General features: G+C 66.0%; 21 protein-coding genes. 10 read left to right on the top strand and 11 right to left on the bottom strand.

Features of this window, described 5'->3' with window-relative positions:
- Window positions 1-155 precede the first annotated feature (155 nt).
- On the top strand, window positions 156-2,495 hold the full coding sequence (gene pcrA / locus QRN63_RS14235) for a DNA helicase PcrA (protein ID WP_285031404.1): 2,340 nt from the start codon (window positions 156-158) through the stop codon (window positions 2,493-2,495).
- A 277-nt stretch (window positions 2,496-2,772) separates the two neighbouring features.
- Window positions 2,773-3,954, top strand: a complete 1,182-nt coding sequence (locus tag QRN63_RS14230; RefSeq protein ID WP_285031403.1) for a Cmx/CmrA family chloramphenicol efflux MFS transporter — start codon at window positions 2,773-2,775, stop codon at window positions 3,952-3,954.
- A gap of 119 nt (window positions 3,955-4,073) precedes the next feature.
- Here QRN63_RS14230 and QRN63_RS14225 read toward each other — a convergent pair whose 3' ends face one another.
- Together QRN63_RS14225 and QRN63_RS14220 are read right to left on the bottom strand one after the other, a co-directional pair.
- Window positions 4,074-4,760, bottom strand: a complete 687-nt coding sequence (locus tag QRN63_RS14225) for a hypothetical protein (RefSeq protein ID WP_502888133.1) — start codon at window positions 4,758-4,760, stop codon at window positions 4,074-4,076.
- Between the two features lie 3 nt (window positions 4,761-4,763).
- A complete protein-coding gene (locus QRN63_RS14220; protein WP_285031402.1) occupies window positions 4,764-5,858 on the bottom strand; it encodes a M23 family metallopeptidase in 1,095 nt (364 codons plus the stop codon).
- Window positions 5,859-6,127: 269 nt separating this feature from the next.
- Between QRN63_RS14220 and sucC the strand changes: the two genes are divergently transcribed.
- Both sucC and sucD read left to right on the top strand, forming a co-directional pair.
- Window positions 6,128-7,291, top strand: a complete 1,164-nt coding sequence (gene sucC / locus QRN63_RS14215) for an ADP-forming succinate--CoA ligase subunit beta (RefSeq protein ID WP_267315664.1) — start codon at window positions 6,128-6,130, stop codon at window positions 7,289-7,291.
- A gap of 15 nt (window positions 7,292-7,306) precedes the next feature.
- The gene (gene sucD, locus QRN63_RS14210) at window positions 7,307-8,209 is read left to right on the top strand and encodes a succinate--CoA ligase subunit alpha (RefSeq protein ID WP_020099021.1); all 903 of its coding nucleotides are present in this window, start codon (window positions 7,307-7,309) and stop codon (window positions 8,207-8,209) included.
- 66 nt (window positions 8,210-8,275) lie between these two features.
- Here sucD and QRN63_RS14205 read toward each other — a convergent pair whose 3' ends face one another.
- The 5 genes from QRN63_RS14205 to QRN63_RS14185 form a co-directional block, all read right to left on the bottom strand.
- Window positions 8,276-10,144: a S9 family peptidase gene (locus tag QRN63_RS14205; protein WP_285031401.1), complete on the bottom strand. Its 1,869-nt coding sequence runs from the start codon at window positions 10,142-10,144 to the stop codon at window positions 8,276-8,278.
- Window positions 10,145-10,213: 69 nt separating this feature from the next.
- A complete protein-coding gene (locus QRN63_RS14200) occupies window positions 10,214-10,828 on the bottom strand; it encodes a TetR/AcrR family transcriptional regulator (RefSeq protein ID WP_285031400.1) in 615 nt (204 codons plus the stop codon).
- 72 nt (window positions 10,829-10,900) lie between these two features.
- Window positions 10,901-11,986, bottom strand: a complete 1,086-nt coding sequence (locus tag QRN63_RS14195) for a MarR family transcriptional regulator (protein WP_285031399.1) — start codon at window positions 11,984-11,986, stop codon at window positions 10,901-10,903.
- 3 nt (window positions 11,987-11,989) lie between these two features.
- Window positions 11,990-13,102 carry an ATP-binding protein gene (locus tag QRN63_RS14190; RefSeq protein WP_267316621.1) on the bottom strand — a complete coding sequence of 371 codons (1,113 nt, stop codon included), beginning with the start codon at window positions 13,100-13,102 and terminating at the stop codon, window positions 11,990-11,992.
- An 83-nt stretch (window positions 13,103-13,185) separates the two neighbouring features.
- A complete protein-coding gene (locus QRN63_RS14185; protein WP_285031398.1) occupies window positions 13,186-14,037 on the bottom strand; it encodes a WXG100 family type VII secretion target in 852 nt (283 codons plus the stop codon).
- 432 nt (window positions 14,038-14,469) lie between these two features.
- On the opposite strand from QRN63_RS14185, the gene QRN63_RS14180 reads away from it, so the two are divergent.
- Window positions 14,470-15,999, top strand: a complete 1,530-nt coding sequence (locus QRN63_RS14180; RefSeq protein WP_285031397.1) for an acetyl-CoA acetyltransferase — start codon at window positions 14,470-14,472, stop codon at window positions 15,997-15,999.
- A gap of 9 nt (window positions 16,000-16,008) precedes the next feature.
- Here QRN63_RS14180 and QRN63_RS14175 read toward each other — a convergent pair whose 3' ends face one another.
- The 3 genes from QRN63_RS14175 to QRN63_RS14165 form a co-directional block, all read right to left on the bottom strand.
- Window positions 16,009-16,227, bottom strand: coding sequence for a hypothetical protein (locus QRN63_RS14175; protein ID WP_285031396.1), 219 nt, complete (start codon window positions 16,225-16,227; stop codon window positions 16,009-16,011).
- An 861-nt stretch (window positions 16,228-17,088) separates the two neighbouring features.
- Window positions 17,089-17,382, bottom strand: coding sequence for a hypothetical protein (locus tag QRN63_RS14170; protein WP_285031395.1), 294 nt, complete (start codon window positions 17,380-17,382; stop codon window positions 17,089-17,091).
- Window positions 17,383-17,542: 160 nt separating this feature from the next.
- On the bottom strand, window positions 17,543-18,394 hold the full coding sequence (locus tag QRN63_RS14165) for an LLM class F420-dependent oxidoreductase (RefSeq protein ID WP_285031394.1): 852 nt from the start codon (window positions 18,392-18,394) through the stop codon (window positions 17,543-17,545).
- Between the two features lie 186 nt (window positions 18,395-18,580).
- On the opposite strand from QRN63_RS14165, the gene sfnG reads away from it, so the two are divergent.
- The 5 genes from sfnG to purH all read left to right on the top strand — a co-directional run bounded on the left by sfnG (window position 18,581) and on the right by purH (window position 24,618).
- A complete protein-coding gene (sfnG, locus tag QRN63_RS14160) occupies window positions 18,581-19,711 on the top strand; it encodes a dimethylsulfone monooxygenase SfnG (RefSeq protein ID WP_285031393.1) in 1,131 nt (376 codons plus the stop codon).
- A 129-nt stretch (window positions 19,712-19,840) separates the two neighbouring features.
- Window positions 19,841-20,794, top strand: a complete 954-nt coding sequence (locus tag QRN63_RS14155) for a DUF5336 domain-containing protein (RefSeq protein WP_285031392.1) — start codon at window positions 19,841-19,843, stop codon at window positions 20,792-20,794.
- A gap of 76 nt (window positions 20,795-20,870) precedes the next feature.
- The gene (locus tag QRN63_RS14150; RefSeq protein ID WP_285031391.1) at window positions 20,871-22,388 is read left to right on the top strand and encodes a cell division protein PerM; all 1,518 of its coding nucleotides are present in this window, start codon (window positions 20,871-20,873) and stop codon (window positions 22,386-22,388) included.
- A gap of 9 nt (window positions 22,389-22,397) precedes the next feature.
- Entirely contained in the window at window positions 22,398-23,048 is a 651-nt protein-coding gene (purN, locus tag QRN63_RS14145) for a phosphoribosylglycinamide formyltransferase (RefSeq protein WP_285031390.1), read from the top strand.
- Between the two features lies 1 nt (window position 23,049).
- Window positions 23,050-24,618, top strand: a complete 1,569-nt coding sequence (gene purH / locus QRN63_RS14140; protein ID WP_285031389.1) for a bifunctional phosphoribosylaminoimidazolecarboxamide formyltransferase/IMP cyclohydrolase — start codon at window positions 23,050-23,052, stop codon at window positions 24,616-24,618.
- A 63-nt stretch (window positions 24,619-24,681) separates the two neighbouring features.
- On the opposite strand, the gene QRN63_RS14135 is transcribed toward purH, so the two are convergent.
- Window positions 24,682-26,100, bottom strand: a complete 1,419-nt coding sequence (locus QRN63_RS14135; RefSeq protein ID WP_285031388.1) for a malate:quinone oxidoreductase — start codon at window positions 26,098-26,100, stop codon at window positions 24,682-24,684.
- Between the last annotated feature and the right edge of the window lie 2 nt (window positions 26,101-26,102).

The following is a 26,102-nucleotide window of genomic DNA, read 5'->3' as shown; positions in this document are numbered from 1 at the left end:
CCGGGTACCGGCGTCCGGTACCCGTAGAAAAATCGCTGCTGCGCATTGAGCACGTTCCGAGTGTGCCATCCCGGCCGGTGCCAGCGCAAAGAGGTGTGTGAAGCGGCCGGGCAAATGCGTGGGTTGTCACACCCCGGCGGTAAGTTTGAGCTGATATGACGAGTACAGCCCCCGACATCGATCAGCTCCTGGACGGCCTCAACCCGCAGCAGCGTGCAGCTGTGCTGCACGAGGGTTCGCCGCTGCTGATCGTGGCCGGCGCGGGCTCGGGCAAGACGGCGGTGCTGACCCGGCGCATCGCCTACCTGCTGGCCAACCGCGACGTCGGCGTCGGCCAGATCCTGGCCATCACGTTCACCAACAAGGCCGCCGCCGAGATGCGGGAGCGCGTGGTCCAGTTGATCGGCCCGCGCGCCAAGTCCATGTGGGTGTCGACGTTCCACTCCACGTGCGTCCGCATCCTCCGGAACCAGGCCTCGCTGCTGCCGGGGCTGAACTCCAACTTCTCCATCTACGACGCGGACGATTCGCGCCGGCTGCTGATGATGGTCGGCAAGGATCTGAACCTCGACGTCAAGCGGTACTCGCCGCGCATGCTGGCGACGGCGATCTCGAACCTGAAGAACGAACTGATCGACCCGCTGCAGGCCGCCTCGGAGGCGTCGGAGGCCGACGAGGACCTCCCGAAGATCGTCGCCGAGGTCTACGGCGAATACCAGCGCCGGCTGCGGGCCGCGAACGCCATGGACTTCGACGACCTGATCGGCGAGACCGTCGCTGTGCTGCAGAGCTTCCCGCAGATCGCGCAGTACTACCGGCGGCGCTTCCGGCACATCCTGGTCGACGAGTACCAGGACACCAACCACGCCCAGTACGTGCTGGTGCGCGAGCTCGCCGGGCATCACGCGCCCGAAGGCGCGGACGACGTCCCGCCGGCCGAACTGTGCGTCGTGGGTGACGCCGACCAGTCCATCTACGCGTTCCGCGGCGCGACCATCCGCAACATCGAGGATTTCGAGCGCGACTTCCCGAACGCGAAAACCATTCTGCTGGAACAGAATTACCGCTCCACGCAGAACATCCTGTCGGCCGCCAACGGGGTCATCAGCCGCAACGCCGGCCGCCGCGACAAGAAGCTGTGGACCGATGCGGGCGAGGGCGAGCTGATCGTCGGCTACGTCGCCGACAACGAGCACGACGAGGCGCGGTTCATCGCCGAGGAGATCGACACGCTGACCACCAGGGGCAGCGGGATCGACACCAAGTTCAGCTACGGCGACATCGCGGTGTTCTACCGCACCAACAATTCGTCCCGGTCGGTGGAAGACATCTTCATCCGGGCCGGGATCCCGTACAAAGTCGTTGGGGGCATGCGCTTTTACGAGCGCAAAGAGATTCGCGACATCGTCGCGTACCTGCGGGTGCTGGACAACCCGGGCGACGCGGTGAGCCTGCGGCGCATCCTCAACACCCCGCGCCGGGGCATCGGCGACCGCGCTGAAGCCTGTGTCGCGGTGTACGCCGAGAACACCGGCGCCAGCTTCAGTGACGCGCTGCAGGCCGCCGCCGAGGGCCGGGTGCCGATGCTGAACTCCCGCTCGGAGAAAGCGATCGCCAGCTTCGTCGAGCTCATGGACAGCCTGCGCGGCGGGCTCGACGGCGAATTGGGCGACCTGGTCGAGACGGTGCTGGACCGCACGGGCTACCGTCGGGAACTGGAAGCGTCCAGCGATCCGCAGGACCAGGCGCGGCTGGACAACCTGAACGAATTAGTCAGTGTCGCACACGAATTCAGCACCGACCTGGCCAACGCGCAGGCATTACAGGAAGAGGAACTCGACGAGGACGTCCCCGACACCGGAGCGTTGGCCGCTTTCCTGGAACGGGTCTCGTTGGTGGCCGACGCCGACGAAATCCCCGAAGGCGGCGACGGCGTCGTCACCATGATGACGCTGCACACCGCAAAGGGCCTCGAGTTCCCGGTGGTGTTCGTGACCGGCTGGGAAGACGGCATGTTCCCGCACATGCGCGCCCTCGGCGATCCCACCGAGCTGTCCGAGGAACGCCGGCTGGCCTACGTCGGTATCACGCGGGCCCGCCAGCGGTTGTACCTCAGCCGCGCCAAGGTGCGGTCGTCGTGGGGGCAGCCCATGCTCAACCCGGAATCGCGTTTCCTGCAAGAGATTCCGCAAGAGTTGATCGACTGGCGCCGTGTCGAGCCGCCGCCGTCGTTGTCGGCGCCCAGCCGCTACGGCTCGGGCGGATCAGGTGGTGGTCTGGGTGGTGGCCGTCCGTCGCCGACGCGGCCGGCCCCGAACCGCAACAAGCCGCTCGTCGTGCTCGCGCCGGGTGACCGCGTTACGCACGACAAGTACGGCCTGGGGCGCGTCGAGGAGGTCAGTGGCGTCGGTGAATCGGCCATGTCGCTCATCGACTTCGGCAGCTCCGGCCGGGTCAAACTGATGCACAACCACGCGCCGGTGCAGAAGCTCTGACTCGGGCCCGTCGACAAGGACGACTGTCGGCGAGACGTGGTCTGGTTCGCTGCTGAAATCCGATTGCGTGACGACGAGTGATTTGAGTAGCGTTCGCGCCATGTCGAGCCCTGAGGCATCCAAGGTGGGGGCTTTCGGTCACGCCGTCAGCCCCCTGAACCACTGAGTTCGTAACCCGTTCCTGGCAGCGATGCCGGACGGGCATTTGCGCACCCTCGGGCGCTGGCCGCGGTGACGAGACGTTTTCTTCTCGCTCTCTCTCACCTCGGAGTTTCTGATGCCTCTTTCGCTATACCTGCTTGCCCTGGCGGTCTTCGCCATGGGTACATCGGAGTTCATGCTCGCCGGCCTGCTGCCGGATATCGCCGTCAGTTTCGGCGTGTCGGTCGGAGCCGCGGGGACCCTCATCTCGGCGTTCGCCGTCGGGATGGTCGTCGGCGCGCCGCTGATGGCGGCGCTTGCGCGCCGGTGGCCGTCCCGAGTAAGTCTGCTGGGCTTCGTGCTGCTGTTCGCCGTCACGCATGTCGTGGGCGCTCTTACAACAAGTTTTGTGATGCTGCTGGTCACCCGGGTAATAGCTGCCCTGGCCAACGCGGGCTTTCTGGCCGTTGCGCTGAGTGCGGCGGCCACGCTCGTGCCGGCCGACCAAAAGGGGCGGGCGCTGGCAGTGCTGCTTTCGGGTACCACGGTGGCCACCATCGCCGGGGTGCCGGGCGGCGCGTTACTCGGGGCCCTCCTCGACTGGCGGGCAACATTTTGGGCGATCGCGCTTCTGTGCCTTCCCGCTGCCGTCGGCATCATGAAGGCTGTTCCGGCCCGTGCCGGTGCGGCCAGTCAGGACACGTCGGCCGGCTGCTCTTTGCGGACCGAGATCGCCCAGTTGGGGGCGATCAGACTTGCCTTGGTCATGCTGCTCGGGGCCTTGGTAAATGCTGGAACCTTCGCCACCTTCACCTTCCTGGGGCCGATCGTGACCGATACTGCCGGCTTGGGGGAGCTATGGATCTCGGTTGCCCTGGTGCTCTTCGGCTTTGGGTCGTTCGTGGGTGTCACCGTCGCGGGGCGGCTCTCGGATCGGCGTCCCGGCATCGGGATCGGCGTCGGCGGCCCAGCGCTACTGCTCGGCTGGCTGGCGTTGGCGGCCCTCGCTACTCGCCCTCTTGCGCTGCTGCTGCTGGTGTTTGTCCTGGGCGCATTGTCCTTCGCCGTGGGCAGCACGCTGATCGCCAGGGTGCTCTACGAGGCGGCGGGCGCCCCCACCATGGGCGGGGCGTATGCCACCGCGGCGCTGAACATCGGCGCAGCCGGCGGCCCGGTCGTTGCCGCCGCGACCTTGGACACTCAGGCGGGCGCCGTCGGCCCGGTATGGGTCAGCAGCCTCCTGGTCGGGCTCGCGTTGCTCATCGCCCTGCCGCTGCTGCGAATCATCGCTCCGCGCAGCGGCCAGGTGATCCGATGACCACGACCACGCGCTGGCCCAGAAGCTCTGACTCGGGTGGGTCCGCGCAGCCGTCGTGGCGACAAGTCCGTCATCTGCGCCAGGGTCTCCGAATACGTTGGGAGACAGGGTATTCAAGCTCAGGTCTTGGTGCACCAGCGCCCGGTGACCGGCAGCATCGCGAGCACCATGCTCGTGATGGGCAACACCGGGATGCCGTAGACGATCGGCGGCAGTTTCGCCCCGGCGACGAACAAGCTGGCGAAGATCACCAGGGTCACCAGGGCGCCGACCACCACGAGCATGCGTCCGGTCCGGTGGCGTAGCAGCACTGCGATCTGGCCGCCGATGGTGGCGCCGCAGCCGACCGCGGCGAGGAAGCCGATGGCGACGCAGAACAGGGGATCGGTACGCCACCACCCAGAGATCAGTGAGGTGGCAATGACGGCGGTGGCCCAGCCACTCAAGATGCAGGCCGTGGCGGTGGCGGACGCGGCGAACGGGCCGGGCGGCGGCTTCGGCTTACTCGGCGCCGCGATGTTGGCGGTTCCCGGCGTTTCGGGTTCGACCAGCCCGGGCAGGATCAGACCGGTGGCCGCGGGCTCGATGATGCTGGTCTGCGGAGCATCGGCGACGGGGATGGCTCCCGTCGGCGTGCGTCGGATGATGCTGGTCGCCGGCGCGCTGTCGTCCGCGGGCTGCACGATCGGGATCGCGCCGGTCGGGGCGCGGCGGATCAAGCTGGTCTTGGGTTCGTCGTCAGACGGTTGCCCGAAGATCTGGGTGGGGTCGGACAACGGCCCGTCGGCGGTGTTGTCGTCCGTCACGGATCAGCCGACGTAGTTACCCGGGCTCAGGCCACGCTGTGCCAGCCACGGCACGGGGTCGATGCGCGAGCTGCCGCCCAGGAGCACCTCGAAGTGGCAGTGCGGGCCGGTCGAGTTGCCGCGGTTGCCGATGGTCGCGATCTGGTCGCCGGCGAAAACGCGCTGGCCGACCGATACGACCCAGGTGTTGACGTGGCCGTAGAGCGTGACGGTCCCGTCCGAGTGGCGGACCTTGACCCACGCGCCGTAACCAGCGGTCGGGCCTGCGGCGACGACGACGCCGTCGGACACGGCGACGATCGGGGTGCCGATCGGGCCGGCGATGTCGATGCCGCCGTGCAGCGCGCCCCAGCGGTAACCGAAGCCGGAGGTGAACACACCCTTGGTGGGCATCACGAACAGCGGGCGGGCGAGCCGGGCTTCGCGCTCGGCGCGCTCCTGTGCGAACGCTGCGCCGTTGGCGAGCTCCTGGGCGTGCACCGCGCCGGACGCGGCGGCCGGTTCGACGTTGACGATCTGGATGCCATCCGATGATCCAGCGGAGCCATCTGCCCGGACGACCTGGTCAGACGCCAGCTTCGTGCTGGTCGGCTGGTCGGCGCTGGTCATCATGGAGTACCCGGCGGCGGCGGTGGCGCCGACGGCCATGGCGGCGGCGACCAGGCGACCCTTCACGCCACCCGCGGGCTCAGGCTTGCGGTGGGTGCCGCGGCTCGCGCGCAGATCGATGATGTCGGTGTCGTCGAGACCGTTGCTGGTGTCGGTGTGGCTGTCGCGGTAGGCGCTCGCGGAGAGGCGCTGAGCGCCCCCGGGCTGCCGGAATTCGGCCGGGACAGTCAGGATCAGGGGGGTCTCGTCGTCGGTGTCGTTCAGATCGTCGAGCTCAGGGGCGGCGTTGACGCGGGAATCGCGGTCGAAGGCGCACTCGGAGAGGTCCAGATCGTGCAGATCGCCGAACTCGTTGAACGGGATGATATCGGTCACTTCGGCAGGGCTCATGGCGCGGGAAAGCTTGATGCTGGTGCGAGTAGCGTTCTCGGTGATGCCGGCGTCCGTCGCCTCTCCGAGGGGAGTGCCAGACGAATCGTGCTCAGCCAACCGAAAATTCCTTTGCTCCGTGACCGTACCGTTACCGAGACCGCCCATGACGGTACTGAAAATCAGAACCGATTGGCAACCTATAGATGTCATTGGCCGGGAACTGTGATTTGCCTCACTCGTAGCTCTCAGGTGAGATGTACCACATGGGTAGTAGGCGGTGCTGGCTACTCATTAGTACGTGGCTAAAGTGCCGAGCGAGCCAGTGCGGCCCAATGCTGAAGTGAATTCAACCGTCAACGCAGACAGAACGGGATTTCTCAGAGCTCATGGATCTCTTCGAGTACCAGGCGAAAGAGCTGTTCGCCAAGCACAACGTCCCTACTACACCGGGCCGGGTCACCGAGTCCGCCGATGACGCCAAAGCGATCGCCGAGGAGATCGGCAAGCCCGTCATGATCAAGGCACAGGTCAAGGTCGGTGGCCGTGGCAAGGCCGGTGGCGTGAAGTATGCCGCCACCCCGGAGGACGCCCTCACCCACGCGCAGAACATCCTCGGTCTGGACATCAAGGGCCACATCGTCAAGAAGCTGCTCGTCGCTGAAGCCAGCGACATCGCGGAGGAGTACTACATCTCCTTCCTGCTCGATCGCGCCAACCGCACCTACCTGGCCATGTGCTCGGTCGAGGGTGGCATGGAAATCGAAGAGGTCGCCGCCACCAAGCCGGAGCGTCTCGCCAAGGTTCCCGTCGACGCCGTCAAGGGTGTCGACCTGGCCTTCGCCCGCGAGATCGCCGAGAAGGGCCACCTGCCCGCCGAGGTGCTCGACGCCGCGGCCGTGACCATCCAGAAGCTGTGGGAGGTCTTCGTCGCCGAAGACGCCACCCTGGTCGAGGTCAACCCGCTGGTTCGCACCCCCGACGACCAGATCCTGGCCCTCGACGGCAAGGTCACCCTGGACGCGAACGCCGACTTCCGTCAGCCCGGCCACGCCGAGTTCGAGGACAAGGAAGCCACCGACCCGCTCGAGCTCAAGGCCAAGCAGCACGACCTCAACTACGTCAAGCTCGACGGCTCGGTCGGCATCATCGGTAACGGTGCCGGTCTGGTCATGTCGACCCTCGACGTCGTCGCGTACGCGGGCGAGAACCACGGCGGCGTGAAGCCCGCCAACTTCCTGGACATCGGTGGTGGCGCCTCGGCCGAGGTCATGGCCGCCGGTCTGGACGTCATCCTCGGCGACAGCCAGGTCAAGAGCGTCTTCGTCAACGTCTTCGGTGGCATCACCGCGTGTGACGCCGTCGCCAACGGCATCGTCAAGGCTCTGGAAATGCTGGGCGACGAGGCCAACAAGCCACTGGTCGTCCGTCTCGACGGCAACAACGTCGAAGAGGGCCGCCGCATCCTGGCCGAGGCCAACCACCCGCTGGTGATCCAGGCCGAGACCATGGACTCCGGTGCCGACAAAGCCGCCGAGCTGGCGAACAAGTAAGGGAGCCAACAACTTATGTCTATCTTCCTGAACAAGGATTCCAAGGTCATCGTCCAGGGCATCACCGGCGGTGAGGGCACCAAGCACACCAAGCTGATGCTGAAGGCCGGCACCCAGGTCGTCGGCGGCGTCAACGCGCGCAAGGCCGGCACCAAGGTCTCGCATGTCGACAAGGACGGCAACGACATCGAGCTTCCCGTGTTCGCCACGGTGGCCGAGGCCATGAAGGAGACCGGCGCCGACGTGTCGATCGCCTTTGTGCCGCCGGCCTTCTCGAAGGACGCCATCATCGAGGCCATCGACGCCGAGATCCCGCTGCTGGTCGTCATCACCGAGGGCATCCCGGTGCAGGACAGCGCGTACGCGTGGGCCTACAACGTCGAGAAGGGTCAGAAGACCCGCATCATCGGCCCCAACTGCCCGGGCATCATCACCCCCGGTGAGGCGCTGGTCGGCATCACGCCGAACAACATCACCGGCAAGGGCCCGATCGGTCTGGTCTCCAAGTCCGGCACCCTGACCTACCAGATGATGTACGAACTGCGCGACTTCGGCTTCTCGACCGCCATCGGCATCGGCGGCGACCCGGTCATCGGTACCACCCACATCGACGCCATCGAGGCGTTCGAGAAGGACCCGGAGACCAAGGTCATCGTGATGATCGGCGAGATCGGTGGCGACGCCGAAGAGCGCGCTGCCGACTACATCAAGGCCAACGTCACCAAGCCGGTCGTCGGCTACGTCGCGGGCTTCACCGCTCCGGAGGGCAAGACCATGGGCCACGCCGGCGCCATCGTGTCGGGCTCGTCGGGCACCGCCGCTGCCAAGCAGGAAGCCCTCGAGGCTGCCGGCGTCAAGGTCGGCAAGACCCCGTCGGCCACCGCTGCGCTGGCTCGCGAGATCCTGCAGTCGCTGTAACTTTCTCTGCACAACAGGCCCCCACCTCCCGGTGGGGGCCTGTTGCGTTTTGCGCCGAATGTGCAGTCAGACGCGGCCGCCGAGGTGCTGGGCGAGGAAGCGCTCGACGGCGTGGTTCATGTCGATCTGGTTGTCGGGGTTGAGGAATCCGTGTCCTTCGTCGGCCTTGACCATGTACTCGACCTCGACTCCGCGAGCGCGCAGAGCCTCGACGAGGTTGTCGGATTCTGCTTGCACGACGCGAGAATCGTTAGCGCCCTGGATAACCAGAAGTGGTGTGCGGATCTGATCCACCTTGGTGATGGGCGAGCGGGCCAGCATGTCGGCCTCCTGCGCGGGGTCATTGGGATCGCCCACATACGTGTGCCAGTTGGTGGCGAGGAAGGGCCGGGCCACGTTCGGCAGGGTGCGCATGAAGTTTGCGAGACTTGAGATTCCGACGTAGTCGATGGCCGCCGCGAATACGTCCGGGGTGAATGTCACGCCGACCAGCGCGGCGTAACCACCGTACGAGCCGCCGTAGATCGCCACTTTGTCCCTGTCGACGTAGCCCTGCTTGACGGCCCAGTCCACGGCGTCGATCAGGTCGTCGTGCATCTTGCCCGCGAACTCCCCGATCGCGGCCTTGGTGAAGGCCTTGCCGTAGCCCGTCGAGCCGCGAAAGTTCACCTGCAACACCGCGTATCCGCGATTGGCCAGCAGCTGCACATCGGGTTGGAAGCCCCAGCAGTCGCGCGCCCACGGACCGCCGTGGACCAGCAGAACCAGCGGCAGATCAAGGGGTTTGATCCCGACCGGCAGCGTCAGATACGCATGCAGGTCCAGACCGTCGCGCGACGTGATGGTCACGGGCGTCATCGGAGCAAGCGCGTCGGGGTCCAGACGTGCGTAGGGCCGGAACAGCAGCCGGCTTTCGCCAGTCGAGTGGTCGTAGAGATAGGTGGCCCACGGATCGCGGTCATGGGTGAAGCTGACCACCCACCGTTGTTCACGGTCGTCGGATGACACGGTGGCGAGGTCGCCATCCGAGAGCTTGACCAGATTCTCCAGCACCGCAGCGAAATTCGGGTCCAGCGGGTGGATGACCTGGCGTTCGCCGTAATAGCGGACGCCGATCAGCTCTCCGGTCCGCGCGCTGAGGATGAACGGTGACGGAAGGACCATCTGATTGCCCAGGTCGAATGTCGGGTGGCTGTCGACCTCGGTCTCGGTGCCGTCGGCCACGTCGACCCGGACCAGTCGAGACCGGTCGCTGTTCTCGTACGACGGGAGCCAGATGCCTCTGCCATCCGGCGTGACGGTGACCGGGAAGATGCCGACCGGGTAGTCGCAGCCGTCGTAGACCCTGACCGGACGCAGGGTGCTCGTTGCCGGGTCCCAATGCGAGATCTCGACGTCGCCTTGCGCAGTCAGCGTATTGGTGAACAGGTCACCGCTCGGACCGCTCAGCCAGTTGACGACGTTGCCGGGATTCTCCGCGCGGAGCGTGAGTTCGCCTGTGGCGATGTCGAGTTCGTAGACGTCGAACAGTTCGGGGTTGCGTTTGTTGATCTGGACGATGGCCTTTCCCGGCAACCGCTTGGGCAGTTCGAAACTGGCTCGCGTCCCGGGAAACGGGGTCAGGTCCACCGCGGGCGTGTCCGGGTTCTCCAGGTCGATGCGGTACACGTGCCAGTTCTCGTCACCGCCGGTGTCCTGCATGTAGAGCATCCATCGTGGATCGTCGGTCCACCGGTAGATGTACACACTGCGCGTTTCGTCGGCCGTGACGCACCGTGCGGTCGCGTCGTCGTCGACGTCCTGTACCCACACGTTCAGGCGGTTCTTCCACGGTGCCAGGTACGCGATCCGGGTCCCGTCCGGCGAGATCGTCGCTGCTGTGCGCTCGGGTGCACTGAAAAGGTCTTCGACCGAGATGAGTTCGGGTAGCGCCATGTGAAATCCTTTCTTGGACAAGCTTGTTCGCCGGTCCGGCGGCGCCGGCCCGTGAGAGATATGGAATTTTCAGGGTTTGACGGGGCCGCCCAGCCTGCCATTGGTGGCTTCGCGGATCGCCCGGTCCATGAGCGCGAGCGCCTCTTCCTGGCTGACTCTCTTGCCGTCGATCACGATTGCCTTACTCACGTCTTCGTCGACGACGCGGAAGGCGCCCGTGACTGCTGCCGCGCACAGGCGGACGGTGAGATCGTCGTCGGGTAAGCCCAATCGGTCGGCGATGACCGAGATGAGTCCCCGCTCCATGCGGTCGTGGACCATCAGGTACGCAGTGCGCAGGGCGGGGTCGGATTCCGTCATGGTCGCGAGACGGATCGCGCTGAGCTCGTCCTCGATGTCCTGCTGTGACAGCGGATGCGCAATGGCATCTGCCGCAAGGTGTTCCGACAACGACAGTTCGTGCGGCCAGCGCCGGGCGCTCGCCAGGAACCGGTCGGCCGACTTGGCGAGCAGGGGTTCGACGCAACTTTCCTTGCTACGGAAATAGCGCCAGATGGTGCGGGTCGAGAGGCCCGCCGCCGCAGCGATGTCGTCACCGCTGGTTCCGGCGACGCCCCGTTCCCAGAACAGGGCACAGGCAATGCGTGACACCGCAATCCGTGCCTGGTCTTGCTTGTCGCTCATCGCCCGCCCTCCTGTCACTTAGTGACAGTCCAACTGTGTCACTAAGTGACAGCTTCGTCAAGGAGTCGAGCGTCAGCGTTGGCGGCGCTCGCGATAGTGCAGGTAGTTGCGGAGCAGCGGGTCGCTGACGTCGTACCAGGTGGCGCGACGGTCGCCGGAATCCGCTTTTCCGGGGTGGACCCAGCCTCCTGTCGTGAGGCGCCCAAGCGCCGCCGACGCCGACTGATTCGAAATCCCCACGGCGGCAGCAAGGTCGGTGACGGTCCTGGCACCGTCGGCGCGGGCGAGTTCGACGATCAGGCGTTGCTCGCCGGCAGGCAGCTGCCAGAGGAGCTGCTGGTAGTGGGGCGTGAGCTGGTCCAGTGCGGTGTCGGCGGCGTGCGTGACCTTTTCCAGCGTGGTCCGGTCCGCGGTGTCCGCGATGATCTGCCAGACTCGCGGTGACCAGCCGACGAGCTGGGCGACGTCGTCGATGCGGGTCAGGCCCTCAGAAGTCTGGACGTACGAAGCCAATTCGCGATCGCTGGCGCGCTGTGCGAGAAGTTCGACGACGTCAGTGTCGGTGAGGTCGGGGAGTTCCTCGATGATGAACGACCCGTACCACGGATGGGTGCGGGAGGAGACGGCGGGAAACAGCGCCGGGGCTGTCGCGAAAACCAGGACGGCGGTGGACGTTTCGACCCAGGCGCGGAAGCTGCCCTGTCCGGCTTCGCCGATGGCGTCGAAGATTCGGTCGGCGTTCTCGATCGCGACCAGCACCATCCGGCCCGCGGCGAGGTCGAGGATTTCCCGTTCCAGCTCCAGCGCGTCGCCGCGCAGCTCCCGCGCTCGATCGTGGACGTCCGGGCCTTGCGTGCGCAGTAGTTCGACGAGCAGATCCGCGTAGCTGCCGATGGCGAGCGCGTCCTCTGGAAGTGCCAGCAGCAGTGTGGCTTTGGCGGTCTTGCGCTGTTTCAGGGCGCGATGGAGCGCGACCTGAAGGGTGTGCGTCTTGCCGGCGCCGCGAGGCGCGACAAGCAAGGTGTGCGGACGCGAACCGTCCTGTGCCGAGCTGACGATGCGGTCCGTCAGCCGTTTCAGTAGCGGCGCGCGGCCGATGGTGCGGGCGTCGAGTTCTGTGGCGTCGACGGTGGCGGGGGAGAAGGCGGGGTGGATCATGGCCTACCGCCTCATGGCCCGCCACGCCGATTGCACGAGGCCGGAGGCGAAGCAGTCGTCGTCGCCGACGCGGCGCAGGTAGTGGTCCTGTTCGAGACGCTCGATGAACGACACCAGCTGGTCGCGGTCGGTGATGGGTGAGCCCTCGGTCTTCAGGAACTGCAGTGTTGCATTGACGCTCAACGGAGTTGGGGCATGGGCGTAGATGTCGAGCAGTCCGGCGATGGCGGAGGCGTCGTCGCCGTAGTAGTTGCGCAGCCGGTCACGGTAGTGCCGGAGATCCCATGGGTCGTGCGGATCGGTGATGGCAGCGGCGAGCAGTTCCGCGATGCGGTCCGGCTTGACCGAACCTTCCCGTGCCGCGCCCGCGACCAGATGCTGGATGTAGTACGGCACGTTCTCTGCCGCCGCCGCAATGGATTCCGCGACCTGGTGCCGGTCCGTGGTGGGGACGTTCACCCCGAGCAGCAGGCACTCGGCCAGATAGGTGGCGTGGTCGTGACGGATCGGGCCGACGGTGACTTTACGGATATCGTTGACCGAGCTGAGCGCGTCCTCCGAAACATGATGGAAGCCAATGGAACCGGACAGAACAGTCGCCAGGCGGCCCGAGTTGTCCTGACGGAACCGGCGCAGCAGATGTAGGAATGCGTCTCCGCCGCCGGGCTTTTCGCGTTCGAGATTGCGGGCCAGGACGGTGACTTCGTCGATGAACAACACCAGCGGGCCGTTCTTGGTGCGGGCGACGGCGCGCTGCAGCAGGTCGTCGAGGGCGGCATCGGCGCGGACCCGCTCGAACTTGAACGGCCCGGTGCCGACCGCGACCTTCCAGCGGTCGACCTCCTGGCGCAGGGCGTTGTCGACGCGGCCGAGTTCGGCGGCGAGGGCGGTGACGAACTCGGCGTAGGTCTGCCGCTCGGCGCTGACGGAGACGACGGTGAGGCCCTGCAGCCGCGCGGTGTGCGCGACGAGGCGGGCCAGCGACGTCTTGCCGTGCCTGCGGTCGCCGACGAGGGCTGCGCCACCGTCGGGCAGGCTGGCCAGGATTTCCTGCTGCTCACGGACGCGGCCCACCACGTTCTCAGGCGGGACGACGCCGCCGACCACCAGTGACATGGGTCTGATGGGCCAATTCATGACGGTATTGTACGTCGGATTAGATGTACGTCTAGATAGTTGTACGTCTGGATTGACGTGGTTTAGAAGGTCCAGCTGCCCGAGGGCTGGAGAACGAAGCCGTGATTGGTGGCGGTGTTGATGCAGGCGGTGAGGTTGCCGTCACCGACGGCGCACGTTATCTGATACTTGACCAGCTTCTGACCGGCTTGGAGCGTCTTGGCGTCGGTAAAAGGTGGGCATCCTCCGCCGTTCCTGCGGAATGAGTACTGTGAATCGCCGCCGAACAGAACGCCCGCGCAGCTGCCACTGTCGTTGCCGCCGAAGGTGTCTTTGTCTCGGGAGTAGTCAGGAGCCGGGTCGGGTATCCCGGCGATGTTTCCGACGCATGATGCGGTCAGACCGTTGAGGATGCTGCAGCGTGTTGTGCCGTCTGGCGTGCTGAAGCGGACTAAGTATCCTCTTGCGGGGCTGCCGCCAGAGTCAAACTGCTGCCAATCCACGGTCGCGAAAGCGGAAAGATCCGGGAAGTCCTTCTTCGGCTGGGCTGTCGCAACACAGGAAGTGCACAGGGCCAACGGAAGATACGCGGCGGCTGCCAGGGCCATGAACGGTAGCCGCCTACCGCGGCTCGAAATGATGGTCAAGGGTCCACTGCGCTTCAAGCCGGCCAGTAGTTCCACGCCATTCTTGGCAATGCCGGCAGCCTTGCGGAGCACTTCCATAGCGGTCCGCACGCGGACGATGTCACTGAACATCCAGTCATGGGCGCTGTCGGCGGCACTACCGTGCCACGTGGGTTCGGTAACTGCCTGCTGGGCGCTGCCGTAGATGTCCTCGATCGTGTGAGCTTGTCGGGTCCATGCGTCAGCCGCACTCGCCAAGTGGTTTGATTTCCAGCTCTCGACTTTGGTGCGCGTCGGCATCTCCACCATGTGTGGCTGCCCGCTATCGGTCCGTGTGCATCGTCGTCAGCACACGCTGTCCGCCATCGGAGTCCGTCGCGGAGTAGGACTTGGCCGCTTGCGCTAATTTGTCGCCAAATGCCTTGAGGTCACCTGCGCAGACTCCGGCCACGTGATCTGCCGCGGCGGTTACGGCTGCTGCGGCGGTACCGCTGGCTTGACTCTCAGCGGCTGGAAGCCCGTGGACGACTGCGCTATTTGTCAGGTCGCTGCTCAAGCTGGACAACTTGCGGGCTGCTGACTCCAGTTCAGCGGTGTCGACGCGCAGGTTTGGTCCAGTCATTACTCAACCGTACTTCGCTTGGCAGGTGTCTCCCGACGCAAATGTGCAGCTACCCGCAATGTTGCGGAGCCATCGCAATCGGTTAGCCTATCGAATTAACAGTTGTCTGGAGGTTTGTAATGGGTGTCGATCCGCGTACGCCGGTGATCGTCGGTGTTGGTCAGTTCACCGAGCGCCTCGAAGACCCTGACTATCGCGGGATGTCCTCGGTCGACCTCGCCGCTGCAGCCGCGCAGGCGGCGCTGCAGGACACCGGGGCCGGCGCCACCGCAGTTGCTGCGGCGATCGACACCATCGCGGGCACCCGACAGTTCGAGATCTCCGGCCACGTGCCGGCGCCGCTGGGCAAGTCGAACAACTACCCACGCTCCGTGGCGCAGCGCATCGGTGCTGACCCGGCGCGCGCCGTACTGGAAGTCATCGGCGGGCAGAGCCCTCAGCACCTGATCACAGAATTCGCCGGCGAAATCGTGGTCGGTCGCGCCGACGTCGTGATGATCATGGGGTCGGAAAACACATCCAGCATCCGGTACTTCAAGGGGCGGGACGACAAGCCCGATCACTCGGAGACCATCGACGGCCAGCTCGAAGACCGCGGCTACGGATACGACGGCATCTTCGACGAGTACACAGTTAGGCACGGGCTGATCGGTGCGCCGGTGCAGTACGGCCTGCTGGAGAACGCCCGTCGGGCACGGCTCGGGCTTTCCGTTGAGGACTACCGTCGGGCGATGGGGGAGCTGTTTGCCGCGATGTCGAAAGTCGCTGCCAAGAACCCGTATTCGTCCGCGCCGGTGGAGCGCACCGTCGACGAGTTGGTCACGGTCACCGACAAAAACCGGATGATCTGCGACCCCTACCCGCGGTTGATGGTGGCTCGCGACCAGGTGAACATGGGTGCGGCCGCGGTGCTCATGTCGGTGGAGTCCGCGCGCAAACTCGGTGTGCCTGAGTCCAAGTGGGTCTTCTTGCGCGGTCATGCGGACATAAAAGAGCAGAAGCTCCTCGATCGTCCCGACGTCGGTGCCAGCCCGGCATCGGTGCTGGCCGTGCGAGAAGCGTTGCGGGTGGCCGGAATTGGGATCGACGACGTCTCGGCGCTCGACCTGTACAGCTGCTTCCCGTTCCCGGTGTTCAACATCTGCGACGGCGTCGGTTTGGACGCTGACGACCCGCGAGGCCTGACGCTGACCGGCGGCCTGCCGTATTTCGGCGGCCCGGGGAACAACTATTCCCTGCACGGCATCGCTGAGGCTGTTACCCGAATGCGGGAGAATCCAGGCGAATTCGCGTTGGTGGGCGCCAATGGCGGCATTGCCAGCAAGTTCTCGGTCGGCATCTATTCGACCGAGCCGGCGGGCTGGGTCGCCGACAACAGCGCCCAACTGTGCGCAGAGGTCGCGTCATGGCCCACCGTTACGGTGGTTGAACATGCGAACGGGCCCGCGACCATCGAGACCTACACCGTCCGATACGACTGGACTCCTAACACCGGCATCATCATCGGGCGCCTCGACGCAGATGGCAGCCGGTTCTTGGCGACGACGACAGACGCCGATCTGATGGCGGTGCTGTGCGATGGCGAGCCGCTGGGCGCGGAGATCGTCGTCACATCGACCGAGGAGGGCAATCGGGCTGTGCTGGCCTGAGCTGTCGGCTTAGAACAACGTCAGCTTGCCCATGCCTGCCAGGAAGCCACCATGGTTGGCGAGGCAGGCGGCGGTGCCGTTGTCGGTAATGCCGCATTGCACTTCGCCATTGTCGAATCGCAGGACGTGATGCAAAGGCAAGGTTGGTGCAGTCGGTTGTGCAGGCTCGTCGGGATAGGCTGGCGAAGTGGACTGGCCTCCAACGGCATAACCAGTGTCGAAACCCATGTTCCACTCGCCGTCCCGACCAGGAATCGGACCCGCGCAGCCGATCGATGAACTGTAAGATTTGGTGATTCGGATACGGCACCGCTGCCCGCTCGGCGTCGTAAATCGGTACTTCGTGTCGGAATCCGGGCCCTCTGAGTAGTAGCTACGCGGATCTGCAGCGACGTAACTGCTGAAGTCTGGAAAACTGACACTTCGAGGTGTGCCGGGTGCCGTACTGCTTGATGGTTTGGGCGTGCTTGGAGTGCAGCCGATGGCGGCTACGAGAATTGCTATGGCAATCAGCATTCTTTGACGACAATGGTTGGTGACTGATCGCACTGCCAGTGGACCCCCTAGAAAAGGACAACATTGTCGAGGTTCACAACGAACCCGTGACCGCCGACGTGACAGGCCGGGGTTTCGGCATCAAGGATCCCACAAGCGATGTCGCCCTGGTTGATCTGTAGTGCTTGGTGGCGAGCCAATGTTGGTGATGGTGGCTCCGGAGGCGTGAAAATTCCAGGCCCGCTCTTGTTTAGGTCAATGGACATCTTTGCGCCACTGCCGCGTTCGACACGAAGCGACCACTGGTGCCCACGGCCCGGAACTGGCCCGACGCAACTGATGCCGTCAGGTTGTGACTCGCGGCCCGTGGTAAGGCTGCAACGTAGACCTAGGGGTGTCAAGAAGCCGAATACCGAGTTGATGTTGCTCTGTTTTGAATACCTACTGGAATCAGCTGCGGTGAATGTACTGAGGTCTGGAAAATCAACGTCGCGCGGTACCGTCGAAGTAGATGAATTGTCCTTGGACTGCGGGCAGGCGGTTAGCGGCAATGTTAGGGCTAGCAGCGCAATAAGCACTTTCGGACGCAGCATGTCAATACGATCCGAGATTCTTGGTGTCTGAGTTCCCGATTTGGTACAGCGCGGCGCCGTAGCGCTTCCATAGGGAGATGGTGATTTCGTGAAAGCGGTGCTGTCGCTCGATATTCCGGTAGGCCTGCCCGCGGGCGGCGTTGGCCGCCTTGCCTTTCCACTCCTGCTCAAGTTCCTGGACGGCATGGACCTGCTTGCCGATCAACTCGTCGAGACCTTCAGCCTTGCGTTTCAGATCGCGACCGCCATCGACCAAAGTCAGTGGATTGGTGCCGCGAATCTTCAGGATCGACAACGGCCCCACCCGTCAACACCCCGCCCCATGACTTCAGTCTATGGCGGCTGGCAGGCGGAACCCGACGGAAAATAACAGCGAACTGCGCCGGTCAAGGAACCTTGACCGGCGCAGATCGAGTGTGATGAGGGGCTGCCGACGCCAAAACGCCGAGCGAACCTCAGATCCCGAAGTCGCTCAGCTTCTTGGCCAGCTTCTCGACGTACGCCGACACGGTGGCCTCGTCGCTGTCGGGGAGTCCGAACAACACCTCGGTCACCCCGAGTTTCTTCCAGCGCGCCAGCTTGTCGGCGTCCGGCTTGAAGTCCAGCGCGACGATGGTCGGTGCACCCGAACGGCCCGCCGCGGCCCAGGTGTCCTGCAGCAGCTTGACCGGCTCGTCGATGTCGAAGTCGCGCGGCGTGGTGATCCAGCCGTCGGCCGACTTGGCGATCCACTTGAAGTTCTTCTCGGTGCCGGCGGCGCCGACGAGGATCGGCACGTGCGACTGGACCGGCTTCGGCCACGCCCACGACGGCCCGAACTTCACGAATTCGCCGTCGTACTCGGCTTCTTCCTGGGTCCACAGCGCGCGCATCGCCTCCAGGTACTCCCGGAGCATGGTGCGACGTCTGGCCGGCGGCACGTTGTGGTCCTGGAGTTCGTCTGTGTTCCAACCGAATCCGACACCGACAGATACGCGGCCGCCCGACAAGTGGTCAAGTGTGGCAATGGATTTCGCCAACGTGATGGGATCGTGCTCGACGGGCAGCGCGACCGCGGTCGACAACCGCACCCGCGACGTGACCGATGCGGCCGAGCCGAGCGCCACCCACGGATCCAGCGTCCGCATGTAGCGGTCATCGGGCAGCGTCTCGTCACCGGTGGTGGGGTGCGCAGCCTGGCGCTTGATCGGAATGTGCGTGTGTTCGGGCACGTAGAAGGTGGTGAAGCCGTGGTCGTCGGCCAATTTGGCGGCGGCGGCGGGCTTGATGCCGCGGTCGCTGGTGAAAAGTACGAGCCCGTAGTCCATACCGTGATTAGAACGTGTTTCAGTATCGGGGCGCAAGAGGAGGTGGCAAGAAAGCCGAACATGGCGGCTTACCTGCCGGTTTATGGCGCAGTGACGGCACTGACACGCCTGTGAACCAAATCGGAGATAACTTCATCGCGAACGTTACCCGCGACGGTGGGACACCTCGCTTGTTGACATTGGCCCATGACGACCGAACGCATCGCCGACCACGTCAAGTTCGCCTACTGGGTGCCCAACGTCAGCGGCGGACTCGTGACCAGCGACATCGAACAGCGCACCGACTGGAACTACGAGTACAACAAGAAGCTCGCGCAGACCGCGGAGAACAACGGCTTCGAATACGCGCTCAGTCAGGTGCGGTACGAGGCCAGCTACGGCGCCGAATATCAGCATGAGTCAACGAGTTTCAGCCTCGCCCTGCTGCTGGCGACCGAACGACTGAAAGTCATTGCGGCCGTTCACCCGGGCCTGTGGCAGCCGGCCGTGCTGGCCAAACTGGGCGCCACGGCCGACCACCTCTCCAATGGCCGCTTCGCCGTCAACGTCGTATCCGGTTGGTTCAAGGACGAATTCACGCACCTGGGAGAGCCGTGGCTGGAGCACGACGAGCGTTACCGCCGCAGCGCCGAATTCCTCCAGGTGCTGCGCAAGATCTGGACCGAGGATGACGTCGACTTCCGCGGCGACTTCTACCGCATCCATGACTTCACGCTCAAGCCCAAGCCGCTCAACACGGCCGAGCGCCCCAACCCCGAACTGTTCCAGGGCGGCAACTCGAGCGCGGCGCGACGAAACGGTGGCTACTACGCCGACTGGTACTTCTCCAATGGCAAGGACTTCGACGGTGTAACCGAGCAGATCGTCGATGTCCGCGACCACGCCCGCCAGGTTGCCCGGGAAGTCCGGTTCGGCCTCAACGGCTTCATCATCGCGCGCGACACGGAGAAGGAGGCGAAAGAAGTCCTCCGCGAGATCGTGGCGAAGGCCAACCGGCCGGCCGTCGAAGGATTCCGCCAGGCCGTGCAGCAGGCCGGCAACTCCACCGGCGACAAGAAGGGCATGTGGGCGGATTCGAGCTTCGACGACCTCGTGCAGTACAACGACGGTTTTCGTACCAAGTTGATCGGAACCCCGGAACAGATCGCAGAACGGATTGCTGCCTACCGCAAACGGGGCGTCGATCTGATCCTCGGCGGCTTCCTGCATTTCCAGGAGGAAGTCGAGTACTTCGGCGCCAAGGTGCTGCCGTTGGTGCGGGAAATCGAGGAGGCGGAACAGGACGCCGCGGAGGGGCCGATCCGCGTCCCGGCGTGACGCGTCGGCGAGTTTGCTCAGGGCCGTCGCGGCCGGTCAGGACGGTGCACTCCGGGTTCAACTGATGCAGGGCACCCTCAGCGAAGTGCGCTAGCGTGGTTGGTCGAGTCGAGCAGTACAGGAGAGGTCATGACCTACCAGCCCGGTAACTCCGGCTACCCGCCCGCCCAGCAGCCCAGCCAGTACGGCAACCAGTACGGCGGGCCGACGCAGCAGTTCAACCGGCTGCCCGAGCAGATCCCGGCTGCGCCCGCCGCGCCGGCCGGCCCGAGCAAACTGCCGGAGTACCTGACCACCGCGGTCGCGGCGCTCGGCCTGCTCATCTTCGGCTTCAACTTCGCACCCCAGTTGGGCGCGGGTGGCCTGGATGCGGGCACCGGCAGCATCCTGACCCAGGCGCCGATCGTCGTCGCCGTGCTGGCCGCGCTGCTCGCGGGCGTGAGCCTGCTGCCCAAGCAGAAGAGCTTCAAGTCGTGGGTCGCCATCCTCGCGGTGCTGGCCCTGCTGCTGGTGATCAACGAGATCGTGCAGGCGCCCAAGGGTATCGAGATCGAGTGGGGCCTCTACGTCGTGCTCGTGCTGTCGGTGCTGCAGGCCGGTAGTGCCGTCGCTGCGCTGCTGCTGGACGCCGGCGTCATCCAGCCGCCGGCTCCGCGCCCGCAGGCCGATCCGTACAACTACGGCGGACCGACGCAGGGCTACAACCCGCAGGCGCAGTACTACGGCCAGCAGCCGCAGCAGCAGTACGGCCAGCAGACCGGTCAGCACTTCGGTCAGCAGGGTGGCTACCAGCCGCAGTCCCAGAACGGTCCCATCGGCGGCTACACCGGTGCGCAGGGCGCGCCGCAGCACGGCGCCGACTCGGGTCCGCCGACCCCGCCGACCGGATTCCCGGCGTTCGGCCAGCCACAGCAGTCGGCAGGCCAGTCGTCGGCCCCGCAGCAGTCGTCCGGCCAGGCGCCTTCGGCCTCGGAGTCCGGTGCCGGATCGTCGTCGTTCACCTCGGCGCCCAGCGCTCCGGGCGCCAACGGCTCCGGCTCGGAGCCGACGACGACCTTCCAGCAACCCCCGGCTCCGCAGTAATCGGGCCCGGCTTCGTCATAATCGCTAGGGCACTCGCGGCACGCGGGTGACGACCTCGCGAGGAGTGACCCAGCTAGTGGATAACCGACCAGTCGGTACGCGCCAGGCGCGCGACCTGCTTCGGGTTGCGTTCGGCCCGTCGGGCATCGCTCTGGCGATCATCGCTGCGCTGGTGCTGATCCAGCTGGTCATCGCCAACAGTGACCTGACCGGGGCGTTCGGCGCCATGGCCAGCATGTGGCTGGGCGTGCACGGTGTCCCTGTCTCGATCGGCGGCGCCGAACTCGGTGTGATGCCCCTGGCCCCGCTGCTGGCGATGGTCTGGGGCACCGCCCGCACCACGGCGACGGCGACGCGGCCGGGCGCGTCCTGGTTCGTGGTCCGGTGGATCGTCGCGTCGGCGCTCGGCGGACCTTTGCTGATCGCGGCGATCGCGATCGCGGTGATCCACGATGCATCGTCTGTGCTCACCGAGTTGCAGACCCCGAGTGCGCTCCAGGCGTTCGGCTGCGTCCTGGCTGTGCACGCCGTTGGCGCGGCCATCGGCGTCGGTTCGCGCCTGCAGGGACGGTTGCTGACCGACGCGCACTTGCCGTACTGGCTCCCGGAGGCTTTCCGTGGGGCCGTCGCCGGCATGCTGGCGCTCCTCGGGCTGTCGGGGCTGGTCGCGGTCGGCTCGATGGTCGTGCACTGGTCGACCATGCACGACCTGTTCGGCATCACCGATTCGGTATTCGGTCAGCTCAGCCTGACCGTGCTGTCTGCGCTGTACATCCCGAACGTCATGGTGGGCGCCGCCGCGGTGGCCGTCGGCTCGAGCGTGCACGTGGGGTTGGCCACCTTCAGCTCTTTCACGGTGCTCGGCGGCGACGTGCCCGCCGTGCCGGTGCTGGCCGCGGTGCCGTCACCCCCGCTGGGGCCGGTATGGGTGGCGCTGCTGATCATCGCGGCGGCCTCGGCGGTGGCGGTGGGGCAGCAGTGCTCCCGGCGCCCGTCCCCGTGGCCGATCGCCTTCGCCAAGTTGGCGGTCGCATCGCTACTGGCTGCGGTGCTGATGGTGATGCTCGCGGTCGCCGGCAGCGGTCGCCTCGGCAACTTCGGTGAACTCGGCGTCGATCAGACGACCTTCGGACCTGCGGTTTTCCTGTGGTTCGTCTCGATCGGCGGTCTCACTGTGGCCATGGCCGGCGGTCTGACGCGTCGCCCGGCCCGGCCGGCACCCGTCGTTCCGGCGACGCCTGTGGACGAAGAACCGTATGGGGATGACGCGGCAGACGTCGTCGACGACGACGAGCCCGTGACCGAGAAGCTGATCGGTGACGTGTCGGCTGCCGCGTCCGACGCGGACGACGACTCGCATTTCACCGGCGGCCCGGCATTCGAGCATGTCGTTGAGCCGAAGTCCGAACCCGATCCAGCGCCCGCGGCCAAACCTGCCGAACCGCGCCGGCCGGCACGTCCGGAACCGGACATGACCCCGGCACCTGCGGAGGCGTATCAATCCGGTACCACCGATCGCATCGGTGAACACGTGGCCTTCGACCCCGACGAGGACCCCGAGGCGCATTTCGTCGTCGACGACGACGGCCACTAGGCTGCTCCCGTGCAGCAACCGGTTCACGTGCCCCCGACTGCGCCGGCGCGGCTCGTCGTTCTGGCGTCCGGGACCGGCTCGCTGCTCGAATCTGTGCTGGCCGCAGCGGTCGGCGACTACCCGGCCCGCGTCGTGGCAGTCGGTACGGATCGCGAATGCCGGGCGCTGGAGGTCGGCTCGGGCGCAGGCGTGGCGACGTTCACGACCCAGGTGCGCGACCACGCCGATCGGGCCGCGTGGGACGTCGCGCTGACCGAAGCCGTCGTCGCCCACGAGCCGGACCTGGTGGTGTCGGCGGGGTTCATGAAGATCCTCGGCCCCGCCTTTCTCGCACGCTTCCAGGGTCGGGTGCTGAACACCCACCCGGCGCTGCTGCCGTCGTTCCCCGGGGCACATGCGGTGTCTGAAGCCCTCGCGTACGGCGTGCGGGTCACCGGCAGCACGGTGCACCTGGTGGATGCCGGCACCGACACCGGGCCCATCCTGGCGCAGGAGCCTGTGGCGGTGCTCGACGGCGACGACGAATCGTCGCTGCACGAGCGGATCAAGGTCGTCGAACGACGGCTGTTGGTAGATGTGATCGCCGCGGTGGCCCTCCGCGGTGTGACGTGGAGTGGGCGAAAGGCGGCCATCGGGTGCCGCGAAGGTGAGGAGCAATAGGATGACGCGACGACCGATTCGGCGCGCGCTGATCAGCGTGTACGACAAGACCGGCCTGGCTGAGCTGGCCCGCGGGCTGCACGCGGCCGGCGTGACCCTGGTGTCGACGGGTTCGACAGCGAAAACCATTGCTGCCGAGGGAATTCCGGTGACTCCCGTCGAAGAGGTCACCGGCTTCCCGGAGGTGCTGGACGGCCGGGTCAAGACGCTGCACCCGCGCGTGCACGCCGGCCTGCTGGCCGACACCCGCAAGGCCGAGCACCTCGCCGCGCTCGATGAGCTCGGCGTCGAGGCGTTCGAACTCGTTGTGGTGAACCTGTATCCGTTCACCCAGACTGTGGCGTCGGGCGCCTCCGAGGACGAGTGCGTCGAGCAGATCGACATCGGCGGCCCGTCGATGGTCCGCGCCGCGGCCAAGAACCACCCGAGCGTCGCCGTTGTCGTGGACCCGCTGGGGTACGACGGCGTGCTGGCCGCCGTCAACGCCGGTGGGTTCACGCTCGAAGAGCGGAAGAAGTTGGCGTCGTTGGCTTTCCGGCACACCGCCGAGTACGACGTCGCTGTCGCCTCCTGGATGGGGTCGGTGCTGGTACCCGGCGACGACGAGGCGTCCGCTGCCGGCATGCCCGCATGGCTGGGTGCGACCTGGCGTCGCAGTGATGTGCTGCGCTACGGCGAGAACCCGCACCAGAAGGCCGCGCTCTACAGCGACGATGCCGGCTGGCCGGGGCTTGCGCAGGCCGAGCAGCTGCACGGAAAAGAGATGTCCTACAACAACTTCACCGACGCCGACGCGGCGTGGCGGGCGGCGTTCGACCACGAGGAGATCTGCGTGGCGATCATCAAGCACGCCAACCCGTGTGGCATTGCGGTGTCGTCGATCTCGGTTGCCGACGCGCACCGCAAGGCACATGAGTGCGACCCGCTGAGCGCGTTCGGTGGCGTCATCGCGGCCAACACGGCCGTCACCGAGGAGATGGCCGAGACCGTCGCGGACATCTTCACCGAGGTGATCGTCGCTCCCGCGTTCGAGCCGGGTGCCGTCGAAATCCTGAGCCGTAAGAAGAACATTCGCATCCTCGTGGCGTCGGAGCCGCAGCCCGGCGGCACCGAGTTCCGCCAGGTCAGTGGCGGTCTGCTGGTGCAGCAGCGCGACGCGCTCGACGCCGCGGGCGACGACCCGGCCAACTGGACCCTCGCGACCGGCAGCCCGGCCGACCCGGAGACGTTGGCCGACTTGGTGTTTGCGTGGCGCGCGTGCCGCGCGGTGAAGTCGAACGCCATCGTGGTCGCCACCAACGGGGCAACTGTCGGCGTTGGTATGGGCCAGGTGAACCGCGTCGACGCGGCGCGGCTCGCGGTGGAACGGGGCGGTGACCGGGTTCGCGGCGCCGTCGCTGCCTCCGATGCCTTTTTCCCGTTCCCGGACGGTCTGGAGACCCTGACCAACGCCGGCGTGAAAGCCGTTGTGCACCCGGGTGGTTCGGTGCGTGACGACGAAGTGACTGCGGCCGCCGCCGCGGCGGGCATCACGCTGTACCTGACCGGGGCGCGGCACTTCGCCCACTAGGTCTTGCCGGCTGAATGGCCAGGTCTGCGCGGAGATGGCCCGGGCAGACCTGGCCATTGGCCTTTAGAGGCTCAGCAGCGCGGTAGTGTCGCGCGCGCCCAGGGCGTCGTCCATGCGCGCCTGCCAGGACGTGGCCCAGCGCTCGGGGAAACACCGCTGCAGGAGGTCGAGCATGATCGGCACAGCGGTCGAGGCGCCCGGCGACGCACCCAGCAGTCCTGCGATGGTGCCGTCTGCCGACGCGACGAGCTCGGTTCCTGAGCGCAACGCGCCGATACGTTCGGCGTCGGGGGTGACCAGCTGGGCCCGCTGTCCGGCCGGTATCAGTTGCCAGTCGCTGGGGTCGGCCTCCGGGTAGAACCGTTGCAGCTGTTTGATCTTCCCGCTGAATGGCGTGAGCAACTCGCCGATCAGATACCGCACCAGGGACAGGCTCTGCGCGGCCGCGGCCGCCAGTACGTGCAGGTTGTGCCACCTCAGCGTGGTGAAGAAGTCGGTCAGCTTGCCGCCTTTGAGCAGCTTGGTGCTGAACGTCGCATACGGACCGAACATCAGGTAGCCCTCGCCGTCGACAACGCGTTTGTCCAAGTGCGGCACCGACATCGGCGGTGCTCCTATAGCGGCCTGGCCGTACACCTTGGCGTCGTGCCGGGCGACGACATCGGGCCGCGCACACCGCAGAAACGCTGCGCCGACGGGCAGGACACCGTAGCCCCGGACTTCGGGAATGTGCGCGCGCTGCAGCAGCCGTAGCGCGAATCCGCCGGCGCCGACGAACACATGCCGGGCCCTCAGCTGAAACCTGTTGTGCGAGTCCGTACGTCGGCCGCCGACCAGCCAGCTGCCGTCCGAGTCCTGGTGCAGTCGGCGCACCTCATGACCGAGCCGCACCTCGCCGCCGTTAGAGGTGATGATGTGGGTCAGTCCGTGGGTGAGCGCCCCGAAATCGACATCCGTACCGCCGGGGTGCCGGGTGGCCGCAATCGGTTGCGCCGGATCGCGGCCGGCCATCACCAGCGGCGCCCATTCGGCGACTTTCGCGGGATCGTCGCTGAACTCGAGGCCGGCGAAAAGCGGATCGGCACTGAGGGTTTGGAACCGTCGCCGCAGGTAGGCTGCATCGTGGTCGCCGAACACCACGTCCATGTGCGGGGTGCCGTGGACGAATGTTGCCGGGTCCAGCAGGCCCCGTTCGACCAGATGTGCCCACCAGCGGCGGGACACCTGGAATTGTGCGGCGATTTCAGCGGGCGCCTTGCCGTCCGCGGGGTCTGGCATGTAGTTGAGCTCGCAGTAGCCGGAGTGGCCGGTACCGGCGTTGTTCCACGGCCCGCTGCTCTCGGTGGCGATGTCGGATGCCCGCTCCACCAACACGATGCGCCACTGCGGCTCCAACGTGCTGATCATGGCGCCGAGGGTGGCCGACATGATGCCGCCACCGATGAGGACGACGTCGGCGACTTCAGGTTCAACGGTATTCATGG

This window comes from Mycolicibacterium sp. lyk4-40-TYG-92 (assembly GCF_030209435.1).
Taxonomy (GTDB): Bacteria; Actinomycetota; Actinomycetes; order Mycobacteriales; family Mycobacteriaceae; genus Mycobacterium.
The sequence above is the reverse complement of the archived record's forward strand: the minus strand, read 5'-3'. Positions and strand labels throughout refer to the sequence as shown.

Bases quoted from the DNA above. Each gene is read 5' to 3' on its own strand.
- QRN63_RS14195 (WP_285031399.1), bottom strand. From the start codon at position 11,986: ATGATCCACCCCGCCTTCTCCCCCGCCACCGTCGACGCCACAGAACTC.
- QRN63_RS14190 (WP_267316621.1), bottom strand. From the start codon at position 13,102: ATGTCACTGGTGGTCGGCGGCGTCGTCCCGCCTGAGAACGTGGTGGGC.
- QRN63_RS14135 (WP_285031388.1), bottom strand. From the start codon at position 26,100: ATGAATACCGTTGAACCTGAAGTCGCCGACGTCGTCCTCATCGGTGGC.
- sfnG (WP_285031393.1), top strand. From the start codon at position 18,581: ATGACGACCGAACGCATCGCCGACCACGTCAAGTTCGCCTACTGGGTG.
- QRN63_RS14175 (WP_285031396.1), bottom strand. From the start codon at position 16,227: ATGGGTTTCGACACTGGTTATGCCGTTGGAGGCCAGTCCACTTCGCCA.
- QRN63_RS14205 (WP_285031401.1), bottom strand. From the start codon at position 10,144: ATGGCGCTACCCGAACTCATCTCGGTCGAAGACCTTTTCAGTGCACCC.
- sucD (WP_020099021.1), top strand. From the start codon at position 7,307: ATGTCTATCTTCCTGAACAAGGATTCCAAGGTCATCGTCCAGGGCATC.
- QRN63_RS14155 (WP_285031392.1), top strand. From the start codon at position 19,841: ATGACCTACCAGCCCGGTAACTCCGGCTACCCGCCCGCCCAGCAGCCC.
- QRN63_RS14185 (WP_285031398.1), bottom strand. From the start codon at position 14,037: ATGGTGGAGATGCCGACGCGCACCAAAGTCGAGAGCTGGAAATCAAAC.
- purH (WP_285031389.1), top strand. From the start codon at position 23,050: ATGACGCGACGACCGATTCGGCGCGCGCTGATCAGCGTGTACGACAAG.
- QRN63_RS14180 (WP_285031397.1), top strand. From the start codon at position 14,470: ATGGGTGTCGATCCGCGTACGCCGGTGATCGTCGGTGTTGGTCAGTTC.
- sucC (WP_267315664.1), top strand. From the start codon at position 6,128: ATGGATCTCTTCGAGTACCAGGCGAAAGAGCTGTTCGCCAAGCACAAC.
- QRN63_RS14200 (WP_285031400.1), bottom strand. From the start codon at position 10,828: ATGAGCGACAAGCAAGACCAGGCACGGATTGCGGTGTCACGCATTGCC.
- QRN63_RS14165 (WP_285031394.1), bottom strand. From the start codon at position 18,394: ATGGACTACGGGCTCGTACTTTTCACCAGCGACCGCGGCATCAAGCCC.
- pcrA (WP_285031404.1), top strand. From the start codon at position 156: ATGACGAGTACAGCCCCCGACATCGATCAGCTCCTGGACGGCCTCAAC.
- QRN63_RS14230 (WP_285031403.1), top strand. From the start codon at position 2,773: ATGCCTCTTTCGCTATACCTGCTTGCCCTGGCGGTCTTCGCCATGGGT.